This window comes from Candidatus Clostridium eludens (assembly GCF_045310515.1).
In the GTDB taxonomy this organism is placed as follows: domain Bacteria; phylum Bacillota; class Clostridia; order Clostridiales; family Clostridiaceae; genus Clostridium_B; species Clostridium_B eludens.
This window is the reverse complement of record NZ_JBJHZX010000019.1, coordinates 53695-69098: the sequence shown is the minus strand read 5'-3', so window position 1 is coordinate 69098 and position 15404 is coordinate 53695. Positions and strand designations below refer to the sequence as shown.

12 protein-coding genes and 1 pseudogene are annotated in these 15404 nt (G+C 34.0%); 8 read left to right on the top strand and 5 right to left on the bottom strand.

Annotated elements, in window-relative coordinates; translation table 11 throughout:
* A pseudogene (locus ACJDU8_RS13640) lies at window positions 1-2504 on the top strand (collagen-like protein); the annotation flags it as partial.
* Between the two features lie 237 nt (window positions 2505-2741).
* On the opposite strand, the gene ACJDU8_RS13635 reads toward ACJDU8_RS13640, so the two are convergent.
* The gene (locus ACJDU8_RS13635; protein ID WP_406792700.1) at window positions 2742-3200 is read right to left on the bottom strand and encodes a transposase; all 459 of its coding nucleotides are present in this window, start codon (window positions 3198-3200) and stop codon (window positions 2742-2744) included.
* An 85-nt stretch (window positions 3201-3285) separates the two neighbouring features.
* The gene (locus tag ACJDU8_RS13630; protein ID WP_406792699.1) at window positions 3286-4050 is read right to left on the bottom strand and encodes an IS110 family transposase; all 765 of its coding nucleotides are present in this window, start codon (window positions 4048-4050) and stop codon (window positions 3286-3288) included.
* 372 nt (window positions 4051-4422) lie between these two features.
* Between ACJDU8_RS13630 and ACJDU8_RS13625 the strand changes: the two genes are divergently transcribed.
* Window positions 4423-5496 (top strand): glycosyltransferase, encoded by a 1074-nt coding sequence (locus ACJDU8_RS13625; protein ID WP_406792698.1) that lies wholly within the window; start codon window positions 4423-4425, stop codon window positions 5494-5496.
* A gap of 107 nt (window positions 5497-5603) precedes the next feature.
* On the opposite strand, the gene ACJDU8_RS13620 is transcribed toward ACJDU8_RS13625, so the two are convergent.
* Window positions 5604-7133, bottom strand: coding sequence for a class I SAM-dependent methyltransferase (locus ACJDU8_RS13620; protein WP_406792697.1), 1530 nt, complete (start codon window positions 7131-7133; stop codon window positions 5604-5606).
* Window positions 7134-7358: 225 nt separating this feature from the next.
* Here ACJDU8_RS13620 and ACJDU8_RS13615 point away from each other — a divergent pair, with 225 nt between their 5' ends.
* The 6 genes from ACJDU8_RS13615 (at window position 7359) to ACJDU8_RS13590 (ending at window position 12932) form a co-directional block, all read left to right on the top strand.
* Window positions 7359-9305 carry a glycosyltransferase family 2 protein gene (locus ACJDU8_RS13615; RefSeq protein ID WP_406792696.1) on the top strand — a complete coding sequence of 649 codons (1947 nt, stop codon included), beginning with the start codon at window positions 7359-7361 and terminating at the stop codon, window positions 9303-9305.
* 87 nt (window positions 9306-9392) lie between these two features.
* Window positions 9393-9554, top strand: a complete 162-nt coding sequence (locus ACJDU8_RS13610) for a hypothetical protein (RefSeq protein WP_406792695.1) — start codon at window positions 9393-9395, stop codon at window positions 9552-9554.
* A gap of 10 nt (window positions 9555-9564) precedes the next feature.
* Window positions 9565-9723, top strand: coding sequence for a CPC_1213 family protein (locus ACJDU8_RS13605; protein WP_198039481.1), 159 nt, complete (start codon window positions 9565-9567; stop codon window positions 9721-9723).
* Window positions 9710-10321, top strand: a complete 612-nt coding sequence (locus ACJDU8_RS13600) for an HDIG domain-containing metalloprotein (protein WP_406792694.1) — start codon at window positions 9710-9712, stop codon at window positions 10319-10321. Before ACJDU8_RS13605 ends, ACJDU8_RS13600 begins: the two co-directional genes overlap by 14 nt.
* Window positions 10322-10538: 217 nt before the next feature.
* The gene (locus ACJDU8_RS13595) at window positions 10539-11318 is read left to right on the top strand and encodes an SIMPL domain-containing protein (protein ID WP_406792693.1); all 780 of its coding nucleotides are present in this window, start codon (window positions 10539-10541) and stop codon (window positions 11316-11318) included.
* Between the two features lie 870 nt (window positions 11319-12188).
* On the top strand, window positions 12189-12932 hold the full coding sequence (locus ACJDU8_RS13590) for an ATP-binding protein (protein WP_406792729.1): 744 nt from the start codon (window positions 12189-12191) through the stop codon (window positions 12930-12932).
* Between the two features lie 135 nt (window positions 12933-13067).
* Here the strand turns inward: ACJDU8_RS13590 and iadA are convergent, their stop codons facing one another.
* Window positions 13068-14234, bottom strand: a complete 1167-nt coding sequence (iadA, locus tag ACJDU8_RS13585; protein WP_406792692.1) for a beta-aspartyl-peptidase — start codon at window positions 14232-14234, stop codon at window positions 13068-13070.
* A gap of 91 nt (window positions 14235-14325) precedes the next feature.
* Window positions 14326-15312, bottom strand: coding sequence for a biotin--[acetyl-CoA-carboxylase] ligase (locus ACJDU8_RS13580; protein ID WP_406792691.1), 987 nt, complete (start codon window positions 15310-15312; stop codon window positions 14326-14328).
* Between the last annotated feature and the right edge of the window lie 92 nt (window positions 15313-15404).

Genomic DNA, 15404 nt, shown 5'->3' with positions numbered 1-15404 from the left:
GAGCAACAGGAGCAACAGGAGCAACAGGAGCAACAGGAGCAACAGGAGCAACAGGAGCAACAGGAGCAACAGGAGCAACAGGAGCAACTGGAGCAACAGGAGCAACAGGAGAAACCGGGGCAACGGGAGCAACTGGAGCAACGGGAGATACCGGAGCAACTGGAGCAACTGGAGCAACTGGGGACACCGGAGCAACCGGAGCAACTGGGGCAACAGGAGATACCGGAGCAACCGGTCCAACCGGAGCAACTGGGGCAACCGGAGCAACAGGCCCAACAGGAGCAACTGGAGCAACGGGAGTAACCGGAGCAACTGGGGCAACCGGTCCAACTGGAGCAACAGGCCCAACCGGAGCAACGGGAGTAACCGGAGAAACCGGAGCAACAGGCCCAACAGGCCCAACAGGAGCAACAGGTGAAACCGGAGCAACTGGAGATACCGGAGCAACAGGGGCAACAGGAGCAACAGGTGAAACCGGAGCAACAGGAGAAACCGGAGCAACAGGAGCAACTGGAACAACAGGAGCAACAGGTCCAACAGGAGCAACGGGAGTAACCGGGGCAACAGGAGCGACAGGAGCAACAGGAGCAACGGGAGTAACCGGGGCAACAGGAGCGACAGGAGCAACTGGAGATACAGGAGCAACAGGAGCAACGGGTCCAACCGGAGCAACTGGAGATACAGGAGCAACTGGAGCAACTGGAGATACCGGGGCAACAGGCCCAACTGGGGCAACCGGAGCAACCGGAGCAACAGGAGACACCGGAGCAACAGGAGCAACGGGTCCAACAGGAGCAACGGGAGCAACGGGTCCAACAGGAGCAACCGGAGTAACGGGAGACACAGGAGCAACGGGAGCAACAGGAGCAACAGGTTCAACTGGAGCAACAGGAGCAACGGGAGATACCGGAGCAACTGGAGCAACCGGGGCAACAGGCCCAACAGGAGACACTGGGGCAACCGGAGCAACAGGTCCAACAGGAGCAACGGGAGACACCGGAGCTACAGGCCCAACAGGCCCAACCGGAGCAACAGGAGCAACAGGTGAAACCGGAGCAACAGGAGCAACAGGAGCAACTGGAGATACAGGTCCAACTGGGGCAACAGGAGCAACCGGAGCAACAGGAGACACCGGAGCAACAGGAGCAACAGGAGCAACAGGCCCAACCGGAGAAACCGGGGCAACAGGAGCAACTGGAGCAACTGGAGCAACAGGAGCAACAGGAGAAACCGGAGCTACAGGCCCAACAGGCCCAACCGGAGCAACAGGAGCAACAGGTGAAACCGGAGCAACTGGAGCAACAGGAGCAACTGGAGATACAGGTCCAACTGGGGCAACAGGAGCAACCGGAGCAACAGGAGACACCGGAGCAACAGGAGCAACAGGAGCAACAGGCCCAACCGGAGAAACCGGGGCAACAGGAGCAACTGGAGCAACGGGAGCGACAGGAGCAACAGGAGCAACTGGAGCAACAGGAGCAACAGGAGATACCGGAGCAACCGGAGCAACTGGGGACACCGGAGCAACCGGAGCAACTGGGGCAACAGGAGATACCGGAGCAACAGGCCCAACTGGAGCAACTGGAGCAACAGGAGACACCGGAGCAACAGGTCCAACAGGAGCAACAGGAGCAACAGGAGATACCGGAGCAACAGGCCCAACTGGAGACACAGGAGCAACAGGAGCAACCGGGGCAACCGGTCCAACTGGGGCAACAGGAGCAACAGGAGTAACAGGAGAAACCGGGGCAACAGGAGCAACAGGAGCAACAGGAGCAACAGGAGCAACGGGAGACACCGGAGCAACAGGTCCAACAGGAGCAACAGGAGCAACAGGAGAAACCGGAGCAACAGGACCAACAGGCCCAACAGGAGCAACAGGAGCAACCGGGGCAACAGGAGATACAGGAGCGACAGGAGCAACCGGAGAAACGGGAGCGACAGGAGCAACAGGAGAAACTGGAGCAACAGGAGAAACCGGAGCAACCGGAGTAACCGGGGCAACGGGTCCAACAGGAGCAACGGGAGATACAGGAGCAACGGGAGACACAGGAGCAACAGGAGCAACAGGTCCAACTGGGGCAACAGGAGCAACTGGAGCAACGGGACCTGTAAGCATACTATCTTCTTCGGAGAATAGTACAGCTAATGCAATCACTGGTACCCCAACTGCACTTCTTTCTCAGACAATAACTACGACTGGACAGGAAATAAAATTGGATTCCGTGGTAGAATTAGATATAGTAGTGGGTCTAGTAGCTCCTTATAGTTATTCAATTCTGTATGAGTTACGTGAAGATACAGCTACTGTAGCTTCAATAACAATTAATAATGCAGGTACTGCTACTTCAATTGGAGAAGCACACACAGAAATTTCTAATTTGACATGGACTCAAACTCCGACAGCTGGTTCTCACACTTATGATATTCAGATTACACTTACTAGCTCTACTAATATTACAAGCGTTACGGCAACCACTAAAGCGTTGAACATCATAGGATAGATCATAATATAATTGATACTGGCTATTTTTTAGATAGCCAGTATTTTTTTATGTTATAAAGCTTGTATCACTTTTTTTGCGTTTTCATATTATATAACGTACTGAGTTTTAAGTCCAGCTAAGAAATGTCAATAAGGATAAAAAAATAATTAATATTTTTATTACCTTAAAAAAGGGCTACTTTAATAATCTTTTGATTAATTAACAAAAAACAGAAATTGTGTTTATGAAATTATACTACGCAGCGAAGCCGCATTTCGCTTTGCGATAATTCTTTTGGTGTTCTTCTGGTGTGATGATTTCAAACTCTTTTTCATCACGAAGAATGGCAAATACAATATTACAAACTTTATGCATAACGGCTCCAAGAGCCACCATTTTAGGCTTACTCTGGCATTTCAAAAGATAGTAGTCTCGAAGTACAGAATTTTTAGCAGAACCATCTTTGTTTTTACTGATACTGATTAAAGCCATAGTGTGAATAACTCTTCTAGCAATTCGAGAACCTCGTTTTGATATGCTGATTTTCGTACCATTAAATTTACCAGATTGTTTTACTGCTGGATCCAAACCAAAGTAAGCAAAGAGCTGTTTGGGTAAGTTAAATGCAGAGAAATCTCCGATTTCAGCCATAAGACTTACGGCAGAAAGAAAGCCTGCACCTTTGAATGATTCAATCAAGTGAATTTGTTTCACAAAATCAGTAGTTTCGTTTGTATCAACAAGTGTATGCATATCAGAGAGTATTGAAGAAATTTCTTCATCGTACTTTCGAATGAAGCTAGATATATAAGCGAATTCGCTTAAAGTTACTACTTACAGCATGACCAAAAGTATTTGCATCATTAGCAGCTTTAATGATGGCATTATACTTATCATAAGCATATGTAAGTCCAAAACGGATAGTAAGTCTGATAGACTCAATGATTTCTTCTTTGGAGGTACTTAAAAATGCATTTGGAGAAGTATATTTTTCTAATAGTGTCAGAGCTGTATTTGTAGTTATCTTTGAAAATATTTTCAAATACTGAGGAAATACCATACGAAGTTCAGCTTGAAGTTTATTTACGTAAGCAGAGCGATTATCCATTAGGTCGTAATATTCTCTTGAAAGATTTTTTAAGTCAAGAGCAAGGTCTGACGGCATAAGGGAAACTTTTAAATTAGGATTTAAGCCTATTAAGGCAGCTTTTTTTGAATCAAATCTATCATTATGCACTTTTCTAATGTTAATGTTTGTGCTATTCTTAGTGATAATAGGATTAATAATGCTAACATTAAATTCCTTATCACGAAGATAGCAGAAGAGTGGGTAATGATAAATTCCCGTGGATTCTAGGAAAATGCGACTTTCCAAAGAATACAGCTCTTCTGCTTCTTTTATTTTAGAAACAGCGATAGCAAGGGAATTTAAATCAGAATGTAGGATTTTAAAAGGCTTTTTTACAAATGTTTGGTTGGGAAGAGCAATAGACATCCAACTGAAGTCTGCACCGACATCAATCCCAACAGAGATAAATAAATTATGTTTAATAATGTTTGACATGAGCAATAGCTCCTTTCTTAATAGGAATCCATTTCCAAGCAATGAGTACACATCCTAGCATGTGATACGGGTATAGCCTGAGGCTCCCAACCAGCTAATCATAAAACCTCATTGAATGGACTAATTGACTTAATCGCAGGTATAGGTCAGTAGTAACTGACTTCCCAAGGAAGCGAACATTCTTTATCCTATCCTTAAGAATTATACATTATGAAAAGTCTGGAGTCTATAAGGAACCGTCAGACATATTAAATTATAGAAGTAGCATCTGATGAGGGGAGAAACCCTTCTTCTGTTACTTAGTTTTAGAAATTTATTAATAAAAGAATAGCTCTTAGTGGCTATATCATTATTATACTAGGAAGTGATTATATGATAACTGTTAGTCTTTGTATGATAGTAAAAAATGAAGAAGATACCATAGGAAGATGTTTAGATTCTGTAAAAGATATAATAGATGAATTTATAATAGTAGATACAGGTTCTTCTGATAATACTAAAAATGTAATAAAAAAACATATTAATAATGTTTATGATTTTAAATGGATTGATGATTTCTCAGCTGCAAGAAATTTTGCATTTAGTAAGGCAACTAAAGATTACATTTTATGGTTAGATGCGGATGATGTACTGCTTCCTAAAGATGTAGAAAAGTTTAAATCCTTGAAGAAAAATTTAGATACCTCTATAGATTCTGTAACAATGAAATACAATATAGGCTTTGATGAATATGGTAATATAACCACAAGTTACAGACGTAACAGGTTAGTTAAAAGAGAAAAAAATTTCAAATGGATTGGCTTTGTTCATGAGTATTTAGAAGTATATGGAAATATAATTAACAGCGAAATTAGTGTAACTCACAAAAAAATAAACTATTCTCCTAGTCGTAATCTTGAGATTTTCCAAAATAAATTAAAAGAAGGGCTTGAATTTACGCCAAGAGATATATTGTATTATGGAAATGAGTTATATGATCATGGAATATTTGAAGAGGCTTTAAAATATTATAATAATTTCTTAGATTCAAAAAGAGGATGGTATGAAGATAATATCCATGTCTGCGGAAAGATATGTGACTATTACCAATCAATTAATAAAGGTGAGGAAAGTCGTAAATATGCCTTTAAAAGTTTTGAATATGATTCCCCAAGAGCTGAAGCATGCTGCAGACTTGGATTTTCCTTCTTACAAGAAAATAAGATTAATCAAGCAGCATTTTGGTATAAAACAGCTGCAGATTTAAGAAAGCCAGTAAATAGCTTGGGATTCTTTAGTGATGCCTGTTGGACGTGGCTTCCTCATTTGCAATTATGTGTTTGTTATGATAAATTAGGTAATCATAAATTAGCTTATGAACACAATGAAATAGCTGCTAAATTCAGACCCAATGATAAAAGAATACTCTATAATAGGGAATATTTTAAAAAAATGGGATTCGAATAAGGATGTAAATGATTTTTTTAATATTATAATAAGGCTGTGAAGAATTAGATTCTGCAGCCTTTATTACTTATGCTTTAAATAAGTTTCTTCTTTAATCAAAGAAGTTATTATTTCTTTAATAATAATCTAAAACAGTATAATCCTCCTAATAATTTAGAATATATGGCATTAGGGTATATTTTACAATCAAGTGAATCTGCAAATTTAAATCCAGTATTTTTTAAACAGTTAACTAAGAAGTTTAAATCTGCAGTTGGATAATCAATAGTTAATACGAGAAGTCCATCTTTTCGTAAAACTCTATAGAATTCATTAATAGATTTTTTTATATCTCCAACAGGAAGATGTTCGATTACTGAAATACAATAGACTTTATCAAATTTATTGTCCTCATAAGGGAGATTTGCCAGACTATTATTTGAAAATTTTATTTTATCTATATATTGGGCAGCTTTTTTAACATCTTCTTCGTCGAAGTATTCACTAACTCTTGATAAGATTTTGTTTTTATTTAAGATATCAGTATCAATATCACAGGCATATACATCTTTACATATACTAGCTAAATAAAATTTAAATGGATGAGGAGCACCACAGGCCGCATCTAAACAGATATCATTCTCTTCTGAAAAATTTGATGCCCAGGTGTATTCGTAGCATCTGCTCCACCAATCATTAGGAAATTTTAATAGGCATTCTGTCCTTTCTTCATCAGTGGTAACTATAAATCTGGAGGACTTTTTGTTTATACAAGATGTTCTTTTAAGATCGTTTTCGTCAATATACTTATTGTATTTTCTGTATATATCAGGATTTACTATAGATTTATGATACTCACCCACGAAAAAATTATTGTCAGGATAAATCCTAGCTAATTCTTTTAATCCATAGGATCCATATTCTAATTTTAATCCTTGATAATTTTTATTGAATGATTCAGACAAATTTGGAAGTTTAAATCTTTGAAATAGTGTTTTATGATAAACACAAGATTTATGATAGATCTTAGGTACCCACTTTTTACCTGTACCCATGTAATAATTATATCCTAGCAAAATACTGTCATCCTCATAGCCTTGAGTACCTGTTAAAAATCCAACATCATAAGGACATAATTCTTTTAATATACTTAATTTATGAATCACAGGATGTACAAATCCTTGGGTGATTTTATCTTCTCCTTTTGTAGATAGGTACTTGATTTTATCCTTTAAACTAATAGTGTCATTTGAAGAAATCTCATCTGAAAAATTAGTTACTATTTCAGGGGATATCATAGGTTCTTCAGATGAATTTAAATAATCAATTAAGGGATCCTGCCAATTAGGTGGGAAAATCATATCAACATGAGCCTCTGTAACATAATCAATATTGGAATAGTTTTCTATAATATATCGAAATCCTATATATCTAGATAGTGTAATACCAACATTTTCACCATTACCCAGCAGCTTATAATTAAAATTAAATTTTTGTAAAATCGCATCTAATTCTTCATTAGATAAACATCCTTGATTAAAAATTAATAAATTGACATCTTTAGAATAAGATAAGCTTTCTAAACACTGATATGCCATATCTATATCTTCATCATAATTTTCTTTATTTATAAAAAACGGTATCATATAAATATTCATTATAAGAAACCTCCTGCTTACAATATTATAAATACATTATATGAAATTGTAATGATTTTAGTTAACCATTAGGTAAGTGACTTTTAAATTTAATTTACATTATGCTACAAAATCATATTGTTTTTGTGTATAGGCAATAATTAGGTTTATGAATAGTATATAAGGAGAATAATTTACTAGGCTATTATTTAGTACCCATAGTAAATTGTACGAGGAGGAAAATTAATGAATGAGAACACAAAAGTTTTAATTGGGAGTCCTGTGAGACAACCCCATGATATATTAGTAAGCTTTATAAGTTTTTTAAAAAATATTATAAAAGAAGACATTACCATAAACTATTTTTTTATAGATGACAATGATGATCTAAATTCAAGCAATTTGCTTAAAAATTTTTCTCAGGAAACAAAAGATAAAGTTATTATTGAAAGAGGAGAAAAAATAGACACTTATGTACGTACAGAAGACACACACTATTGGAAGGAAAGTTTAATTTGGAAAATAGCACAATATAAAAATAGAATTATACAATATGCTAAAGAAAATTGTTATGATTATTTATTCTTGATAGATTCAGATATAATGCTGCATCCTAAGACATTATCAAGTTTAATAAGTAGTGACAAAGATATAATATGCGAAATATTTTGGACCAGGTGGCAAAAAAATGCAGGCCAATTGCCGCAGGTTTGGATGTGTGATGAATATTCGTTTATTACTAAAGAAAGAAATGAAATATTAACTGAAGAGGAATCTAATAAAAGATATACAGATTTTATAGAAAAATTAAAAAAACCAGGCATATATGAGGTAGGAGGCTTAGGAGCTTGTACTTTGATAAGCAAGAAAGCCATTGATAAAGGAATTAATTTTAATAAGATTTATAATTTATCATTTTGGGGAGAGGACAGGCACTTTTGTATAAGGGCAGCAGCGTTAGGTTTTAAGCTGTATGTCGATACTGCTTATCCAGCTTACCATATATACAGAAAAGAGGATTTAAAAGGAGTAGAACAATTTAGAAGTAAATGTATATATGAAATTAATAATTCCTTGTATATTAATAATTTTGTAAAAGATTTTTTGGATAAATTCTACTGCTTTAATTATAATAATATTGATAAATTTGAAGTGAATAAGTATCTATCTTCTAATTATGCAGAAAAGTTTAATAAAGATAAAAGTAGTATTATGAATTATATTATAGAAAAAAAGCCAGTAAATAATATAAATATATTAGATATTAATACTGATAGAGCTAATATAGATGATAATAAAATTAATATAGTATGTAAATTTCAATTAGAAAGCAAAAATATAACAGAAAATTTTGTGAAAGTATTTACTTGTAACTTAGAATTAAATACACAGTCTATGCTGATAGAAAGTATAAAGCTTATAAATAGAGATAACAAACCTCTTTTTGGATACAATATTTTAGATCTATTATATGAGCGAATAAGAATAAACAAAGATACAGGGAATAAACTGACCCTTGCTATGCTTGTGAGAAATGAAAGTAAAAAGTTTTTAGAAAGGGTTTTGGCACATGCAGCTAAATATATAGATAATGCGGTAATTTTAGATGATGCCAGCGAAGATAATTCAGTTGAAATATGTAAAAAAGTATTTGAAAATATACCATTAACTTTAGTTGAAAATAAAGAACATGGGTTTAGTAATGAAATTGTTCTGAGGAAACAATTGTGGGAAATAACAGCAAATACAAATCCTGATTGGATATTATTTTTAGATGCAGATGAAATTTTTGAAGATAGAATATGTGATATTATTAGGACACTAATCAATGAACCTAATTTTGATTACTATGCTTTTAGGCTATATGATATGTGGGATGAAAGTCACTATAGAGAAGACTTTTATTGGGGGGCACACAAGTATTACAGACCATTTTTGATAAGATATCAGCCTAATTTTAATTATACTTGGGAAGAAAAACCGCTGCATTGCGGAAGGATTCCTGAAAATATATTTAGCTTGCCTGGATGTATATGCTATGTAAGATTAAAACATTTTGGTTGGTCCACCAATGAATTAAGACAATCTAAGTATATACGGTATTTAAAAGCAGATCCTGAAGGTAAATACGGGAGTTTAGAACAGTATAAATCCATTATGGATGAGAATCCAAGATTAATAAAATGGCAGTAAGCTGCACAGGGGATGATGTTCTATGAATGATATGTTTTATAAGAATATAAATACTGATATTAGGAATACTAATTTCGAGGTGATAGTATGTCTAAGAATAAAAACTCCCATAATAAAACATTTGAAAATCCAATAAATGATCAGCAAAAACTTGCTAACCTTGAAAATTCCATTCAGGTTAACGGTTCTTATATTAATCAAACACATAATTCAAAAAAGGAATCGTCAGGATCTAATAATAAGAGATAAGGAGAAGAATATGAGCGAGCAGAATAAGAAAAGAAGTACTAAAAACGGAAAAAAAGAGGATGGAAAGTTTCATTCTAAGCATATAAAGCATGATCCCCAAGCAGAAAGCGCCAGAGCTGTTTTTGATATAAATGATATTAATGCAGAAGATAAAAATGAATCCTTATAAAGATTTATTTCAAGAGATAAATTATCATTTGTTAGATGATAAAGAACCATCAAAATATCTAGATAGTATAATTAACCATAAGGAATTTGAAATGTATCCTTTTAATATGTTATGTAAGCTTAAGGATACAAAACAGTCCCTACGATATCATCCAGAGGGTAATGTTTGGAATCATACATTGATGGTTGTAGATGAAGGGGCAAAAGTAAAAAATAAAAGTAACAATGTTTCAGCTTTTATGTGGGCAGCACTGCTTCATGATATTGGGAAGCCATCTACAACAAAGACTAGAGGGGATAAAATAACTTCCTATGACCATGATAAAGTGGGAGCAGAACTTTCAAGAGATTTCTTATCTGAGTTTATGGATAACATTGAATTTATAAATAAGGTTTATTATTTGATAAGATATCACATGCATATACTCTTTGTGTTAAATAAACTGCCTTTTGGAGATATAAAGGGTATGAAGGAATATGGAGATATTTATGAAGTAGCTTTACTTGGGCTGTGTGATAGATTAGGAAGAGGTGGCTGTGATAGAACTAAAGAGGAAAATAATGTAAAGTTATTTATTGAAAAATGTATCATAAATTAATGAAAATATGGATAAGAAAGAGGCTATTGTATTAACGATGGAAAATTGTTAATACAATAGCCTCTTATCTTTAAAATTTTTGAAACAGAATTTTATGTTTAATCGTCTAAACTTATGAAGAAGATAAAGTTAAAATTGGCAGGCTTACGCAGTGGTAGGAAAAGTATTACATAAAGGAGAATAAATTTTAAATTTATTAATATAAAAAATGTAAGGAGTGTTAATTTTGAAAAGCATTAATTTATTAAAAAGAAAATGGCCATTAATTTTTATGTCTACAGCTATATTTCTTTTCTTATTTGGAGTAATTCCAAGCTCTAATTGTAAAGTATTAGCTGCAGAAAATGCCACTAATGAAGCTTCAGCAAGGACTATAAATGTTACGGGATATGGTGAGGTGAATGTGGTACCTGACATTGGTTATTTATATTTAGGAGTAACAACAGAAAATAGTACATTAGATGAAGCACAAAAAAATAATTCTACAACAATAAATAAGGTTATTGAAGCTGTAAAAAAAGCTGGAGTGGTAAGTGAGGATATTAAAACCTCAAATTATTCTATTAATCCTAAATATAACTATGATGATAAAACAGGAACTAGTACAATTATTGGGTATACAGTTAACAGCACTTTAAATGTTACAGTTAAAGATATAGCTTCAATTGGAAATATAATTGATACTGCTATAGCAAGTGGAGCCAATATTTCTAATGGAGTAACTTTTGGGGTAAGTAATTATGAAAAATATTACAATGAAGCCTTGACAAATGCTATATTAAATGCAAAATCTAAAGCACAAGCAATAGCTACTGCGTTGGATGTGAAACTGTCAACTCTAACTACAATAACAGAAAATTCGAATGGTATTCCTATTGAGTATCCTATTTCCTATGATTCAGCATCATTAAAAAATATAGGTGGAAGTGAAGGTACTACTATAGAAACGGGAGTTTATAAAATTGGAGCTAATGTAAGCGTAGTTTACCAGTATTAGAAGATTTTCGCAAATATATAGACAAGCTAATTTTACTTGACGGGGGATAAGATAGACTATGAACAATTGAAAGGTTGTTTATAGTTTATTTTTTTGTGGAAGCCTTTACACTATTTTGTAAAAAATTATATGGGTATTGATAGCTTCACTATATAGTAAAAAATAAAAGTAACATTTATACCACTGATTAATATTATATAAGTATAGAACACATGATGAAAAAAAAGAGTACCTAAATAAATTATTTTGAAGATGACAAGGAGGGATCTTTATGTCAAGATGTGGTCGTAGATTTGATGGTGGTTGCGGATTAGGACATGGAAAAGAAGTAGTAGTTATAATAATACTCTTATTATTATGTTGTGGCATTAATTGCTAAAGAAGATGTTTTAAAATGACCAAGGAAGTAAAAAAAAGATTTAGTAAAGATACGTATGCTTTTTATTAAATAGTTTTTGTGATTTACTAATTGATCTTATAGGCTTAATTAAGGCAATAAGATACAGAACAGATGATAGATTAGGTAACTTAAAATAGTATATATTTAAGATAACAAGGAGGGATCTTTATGTCACGTAGATGTGATGTTGGTTGCGGTGGATTCGGACGCGGAAAAGAAGTGGTAATAATAATAATATTATTATTATTATGCTGTGGATGCGGATGCGGTTCTTGGTAATCAATAAATTATTAAAGGGAAACGAAAAAATTTTTCGTTTCCCTTTTTTAAAATAATAGAGTTCTTTCACCATCTTCAATTATCTAATATCATATTTTAAAATTTAATTATTGTATATGGTAACATAGGATACAGATATTACACTTATATTTTATTATAATAGATATATCAAAACAAGGGAGGAAAATATGATGATAAGAAAAATTGTTGATATAAATGAAAAAAAATGTAACGGGTGTGGACTGTGTGCTGATGCATGTCATGAAAATGCCATTGAATTAGTAAATGGAAAAGCCCGACTTATAAGTGATGAATACTGTGATGGTTTAGGGGATTGTCTTCCAGAGTGTCCTACTGGAGCTATAACTATAATTGAAAGGGAAAGTAAAGCTTATGATGAAGAATTAGTTATGAAGAAAATTGGAGAAATAAAAAAATCAAAAGAACAGGATGTAATGGCTTGCGGATGTCCTGGTACAGCTGCAAAAAAAATAGAGAGGATTCCTAGTGAAAGTAAAGACAAATCTAAACATATAGAGGACATAACATCTAATTTTAAGGTTACATCCCAATTAACTCAATGGCCTGTTCAGTTAAAACTTATAAATAGCAATGCACATTATCTTAAGGAAGCAAATTTACTTGTAGCAGCTGACTGCACTGCTTATGCATATGGAAACTTTCATAAAGACTTTATAAAAGATCATATTACAGTAATAGGATGTCCTAAATTAGATGATATTAAATATTACGAGGATAAATTTATAGAAATTATAAAAAATAACCAGCTAAAGAGCATAACTGTAGTTAGAATGGAAGTACCATGCTGCGGTGGTATTGTAAATGCAGTTAAAAATGCCATGTTAAAAACACAAACTATACTTCCATATAGAGAAGTCATAATATCTACAGAAGGAGATATTTTGAATAGTTAAAGTCTCCATTTATGAATCTTCAAATAAATAATGAGTCAATAGTGTTACTATTGTTGACTTGTTATTTATTTGGAGATATCTAAACTTTGAATTTAGGATTTTTTCAACAAAGTAAACAAAAATCATCCTTAACTATTAACTTTTTTCAAAGGTTCCATAGGCTAAAGGTTTATAATTTTGAACCATAATTTTTCCTTTGCTTATAACAGTGTTAATATTTAATTTGTTATCTAATAAAATTAAGTCAGCGTCACAGCCTTCGGCTATTCTGCCTTTATGATTAAACTTTAAAAATTTTGCAGGAGATGAAGTTAGAGGTATAAGAGCTAGTTCCATAGGTATTCCCATTTCAATGGATTCTCTTATTGAATTAATATTTGTATAGGGCATACCTGCAGTTAATTTAGTTAAAGTGCCTTTATGGTCAAAGAAGGGCATACTGCCGCCTGCATCAGAACTCATAGTTACATTATAGGGAGAAATATGTTCTTTTAATATTTTATTATAGAGCTGGGATGCGCTTACAGCCTGGTCTCCTTCATTTTTAATTCCTGTAGTTATATCTACAAAGCCACCCATTTTCAAATATTCTATAGATTGTTTAGATAGTAAGCTATTTCTGTTAAGGTGTGTAGGCAGTAAATTTTCATAGGGTATATCTGAATTTTCTATTAGATCAAACACAGGAGTTAAGCCATTTTTTCCATCACCTAGGTGCATATGCAATACTCCACATTTGCCTGAAATAAGTCCTCCTACCCGGGTTTCACAGGCTAAATGCATTAAATCCTGTTCAGAAGGATGACTGCCTCTGTGGTCTGAAAGAGCTATTTCGCCGGCTCCTATTATTTTATCTATAAGTATAATATCTCCTCTTACACTATCTGTAAGAGTTCTGGTAGGTACGGCATAACATCCTGTCCAACAGTATGTAGATACGCCTTCTATTTCAAGAGCTCTTGATTTTGCCAATAAGGAACCCATATTTCTTGTGATTCCATCTGTACCTAAAAGACCTACACAAGTTGTAATTCCATTTAAGGTGAAGTCTGTAAGATTCAACTCGGGAGTACGAGTATTAAATCCTCCTTCACCTCCAGCTCCGTTTATATGTATGTGAAGGTCAATTATACCTGGAGTTGCTTTTAAGCCGTCGCCTTCTATTATTTGAATTTCGGGGAAATTACTGTGTGGAATGTCTATATTTTTAGATATATATGCTATTTTATCAAAACATATCAATATGTTTTTTTCCCCTAAAGATTCGGGAGCAAATATTTCTACATTTTTTATTAAAATCATGATTAACACATCCTGAGTATATTTTAATACTATAGTTTGCTATTTTCATATAATTTAAACATAAAATAATAAAATTTTAAAATTAAAAAGTTTATATATATCCGTTTAATCCTCGTATAGAAATTTCTCCAGATATTAAATTTTCAAGGGATCCATCTTCATGCTGCACAATTAAACCACCATTGTCATCTAAATCTAAAGCTTTTGCCAATGTTTCAGTTCCTCTTTTTATTATTTTTATATTCTTTCCTATAACTGCAGAATTAGACTTGCATATATCTATAGAAGATTTAATGGTTTGCTTTTGGTGAAATTCTTCATATAAATATTCAAATTTATTTATTAAGGCGCCTACAAAAGATTTTCTGTCCAGGGTAGATGTTGTCTCTATTTTTATGGATGTAGCTTTGTTTAATATATCTTCTTCAAAATCATCACGGGTTAAATTAGCATTTATGCCTATTCCTACAATTACATAATGTACTTTATTTAGTTCTGCATTCATTTCAGTTAAAATGCCGCATATTTTTTTCCCATTAAGTATTATATCGTTAGGCCATTTTATTTTTGCTTGTATGTTAAAAGCATTTAAGCTTTCTATTACAGCGGCAGCAGCTATTTGAGTTATTTTTGGAATTTTCATGGGATTTAAGTCTGGCCTTAGAATTATAGACAGCCATATGCCCTTGTATTTAGGAGAACACCATACTCTGCCAAGTCTTCCTCTGCCTCCTGTTTGTTCTTCGGATATGACTACAGTGCCATGGTCCTCGCCTTTATCAGCCAATTCTTTTGCTTTATTGTTTGTAGAATCTATGCTCTCCAGGTAGATAATTTTTTTGCCTATATGGCTTGTTTTTAAATAGTTTTTAATTTCTTCAAAAGACAGCGTATCTGGAGAATATAGTAGTTTATACCCCTTTTTAGAAGAGGAATCTATGATATAACCTTCTTCCTTTAGATTTTTTATATATTTCCATATGGCAGTACGGCTTACCCCCAATTTATCACTTATTAATTGACCGGATACAAATGTATTGGAATTTTCTTTTAATATATGAAGTACTTCATATTTCATATAAAAACCACCTTCTCAAGTTATTTAATGGTATTATAACACAGTTAAACACTTCTTAGCGGTGTTATGATATCATTAATTATAATATATTG

Bases quoted from the DNA above. Each gene is read 5' to 3' on its own strand.
- ACJDU8_RS13630 (WP_406792699.1), bottom strand. From the start codon at position 4,050: ATGTCAAACATTATTAAACATAATTTATTTATCTCTGTTGGGATTGAT.
- ACJDU8_RS13625 (WP_406792698.1), top strand. From the start codon at position 4,423: ATGATAACTGTTAGTCTTTGTATGATAGTAAAAAATGAAGAAGATACC.
- ACJDU8_RS13620 (WP_406792697.1), bottom strand. From the start codon at position 7,133: ATGAATATTTATATGATACCGTTTTTTATAAATAAAGAAAATTATGAT.
- ACJDU8_RS13615 (WP_406792696.1), top strand. From the start codon at position 7,359: ATGAATGAGAACACAAAAGTTTTAATTGGGAGTCCTGTGAGACAACCC.
- ACJDU8_RS13610 (WP_406792695.1), top strand. From the start codon at position 9,393: ATGTCTAAGAATAAAAACTCCCATAATAAAACATTTGAAAATCCAATA.
- ACJDU8_RS13605 (WP_198039481.1), top strand. From the start codon at position 9,565: ATGAGCGAGCAGAATAAGAAAAGAAGTACTAAAAACGGAAAAAAAGAG.
- ACJDU8_RS13600 (WP_406792694.1), top strand. From the start codon at position 9,710: ATGAATCCTTATAAAGATTTATTTCAAGAGATAAATTATCATTTGTTA.
- ACJDU8_RS13590 (WP_406792729.1), top strand. From the start codon at position 12,189: ATGATAAGAAAAATTGTTGATATAAATGAAAAAAAATGTAACGGGTGT.
- iadA (WP_406792692.1), bottom strand. From the start codon at position 14,234: ATGATTTTAATAAAAAATGTAGAAATATTTGCTCCCGAATCTTTAGGG.
- ACJDU8_RS13580 (WP_406792691.1), bottom strand. From the start codon at position 15,312: ATGAAATATGAAGTACTTCATATATTAAAAGAAAATTCCAATACATTT.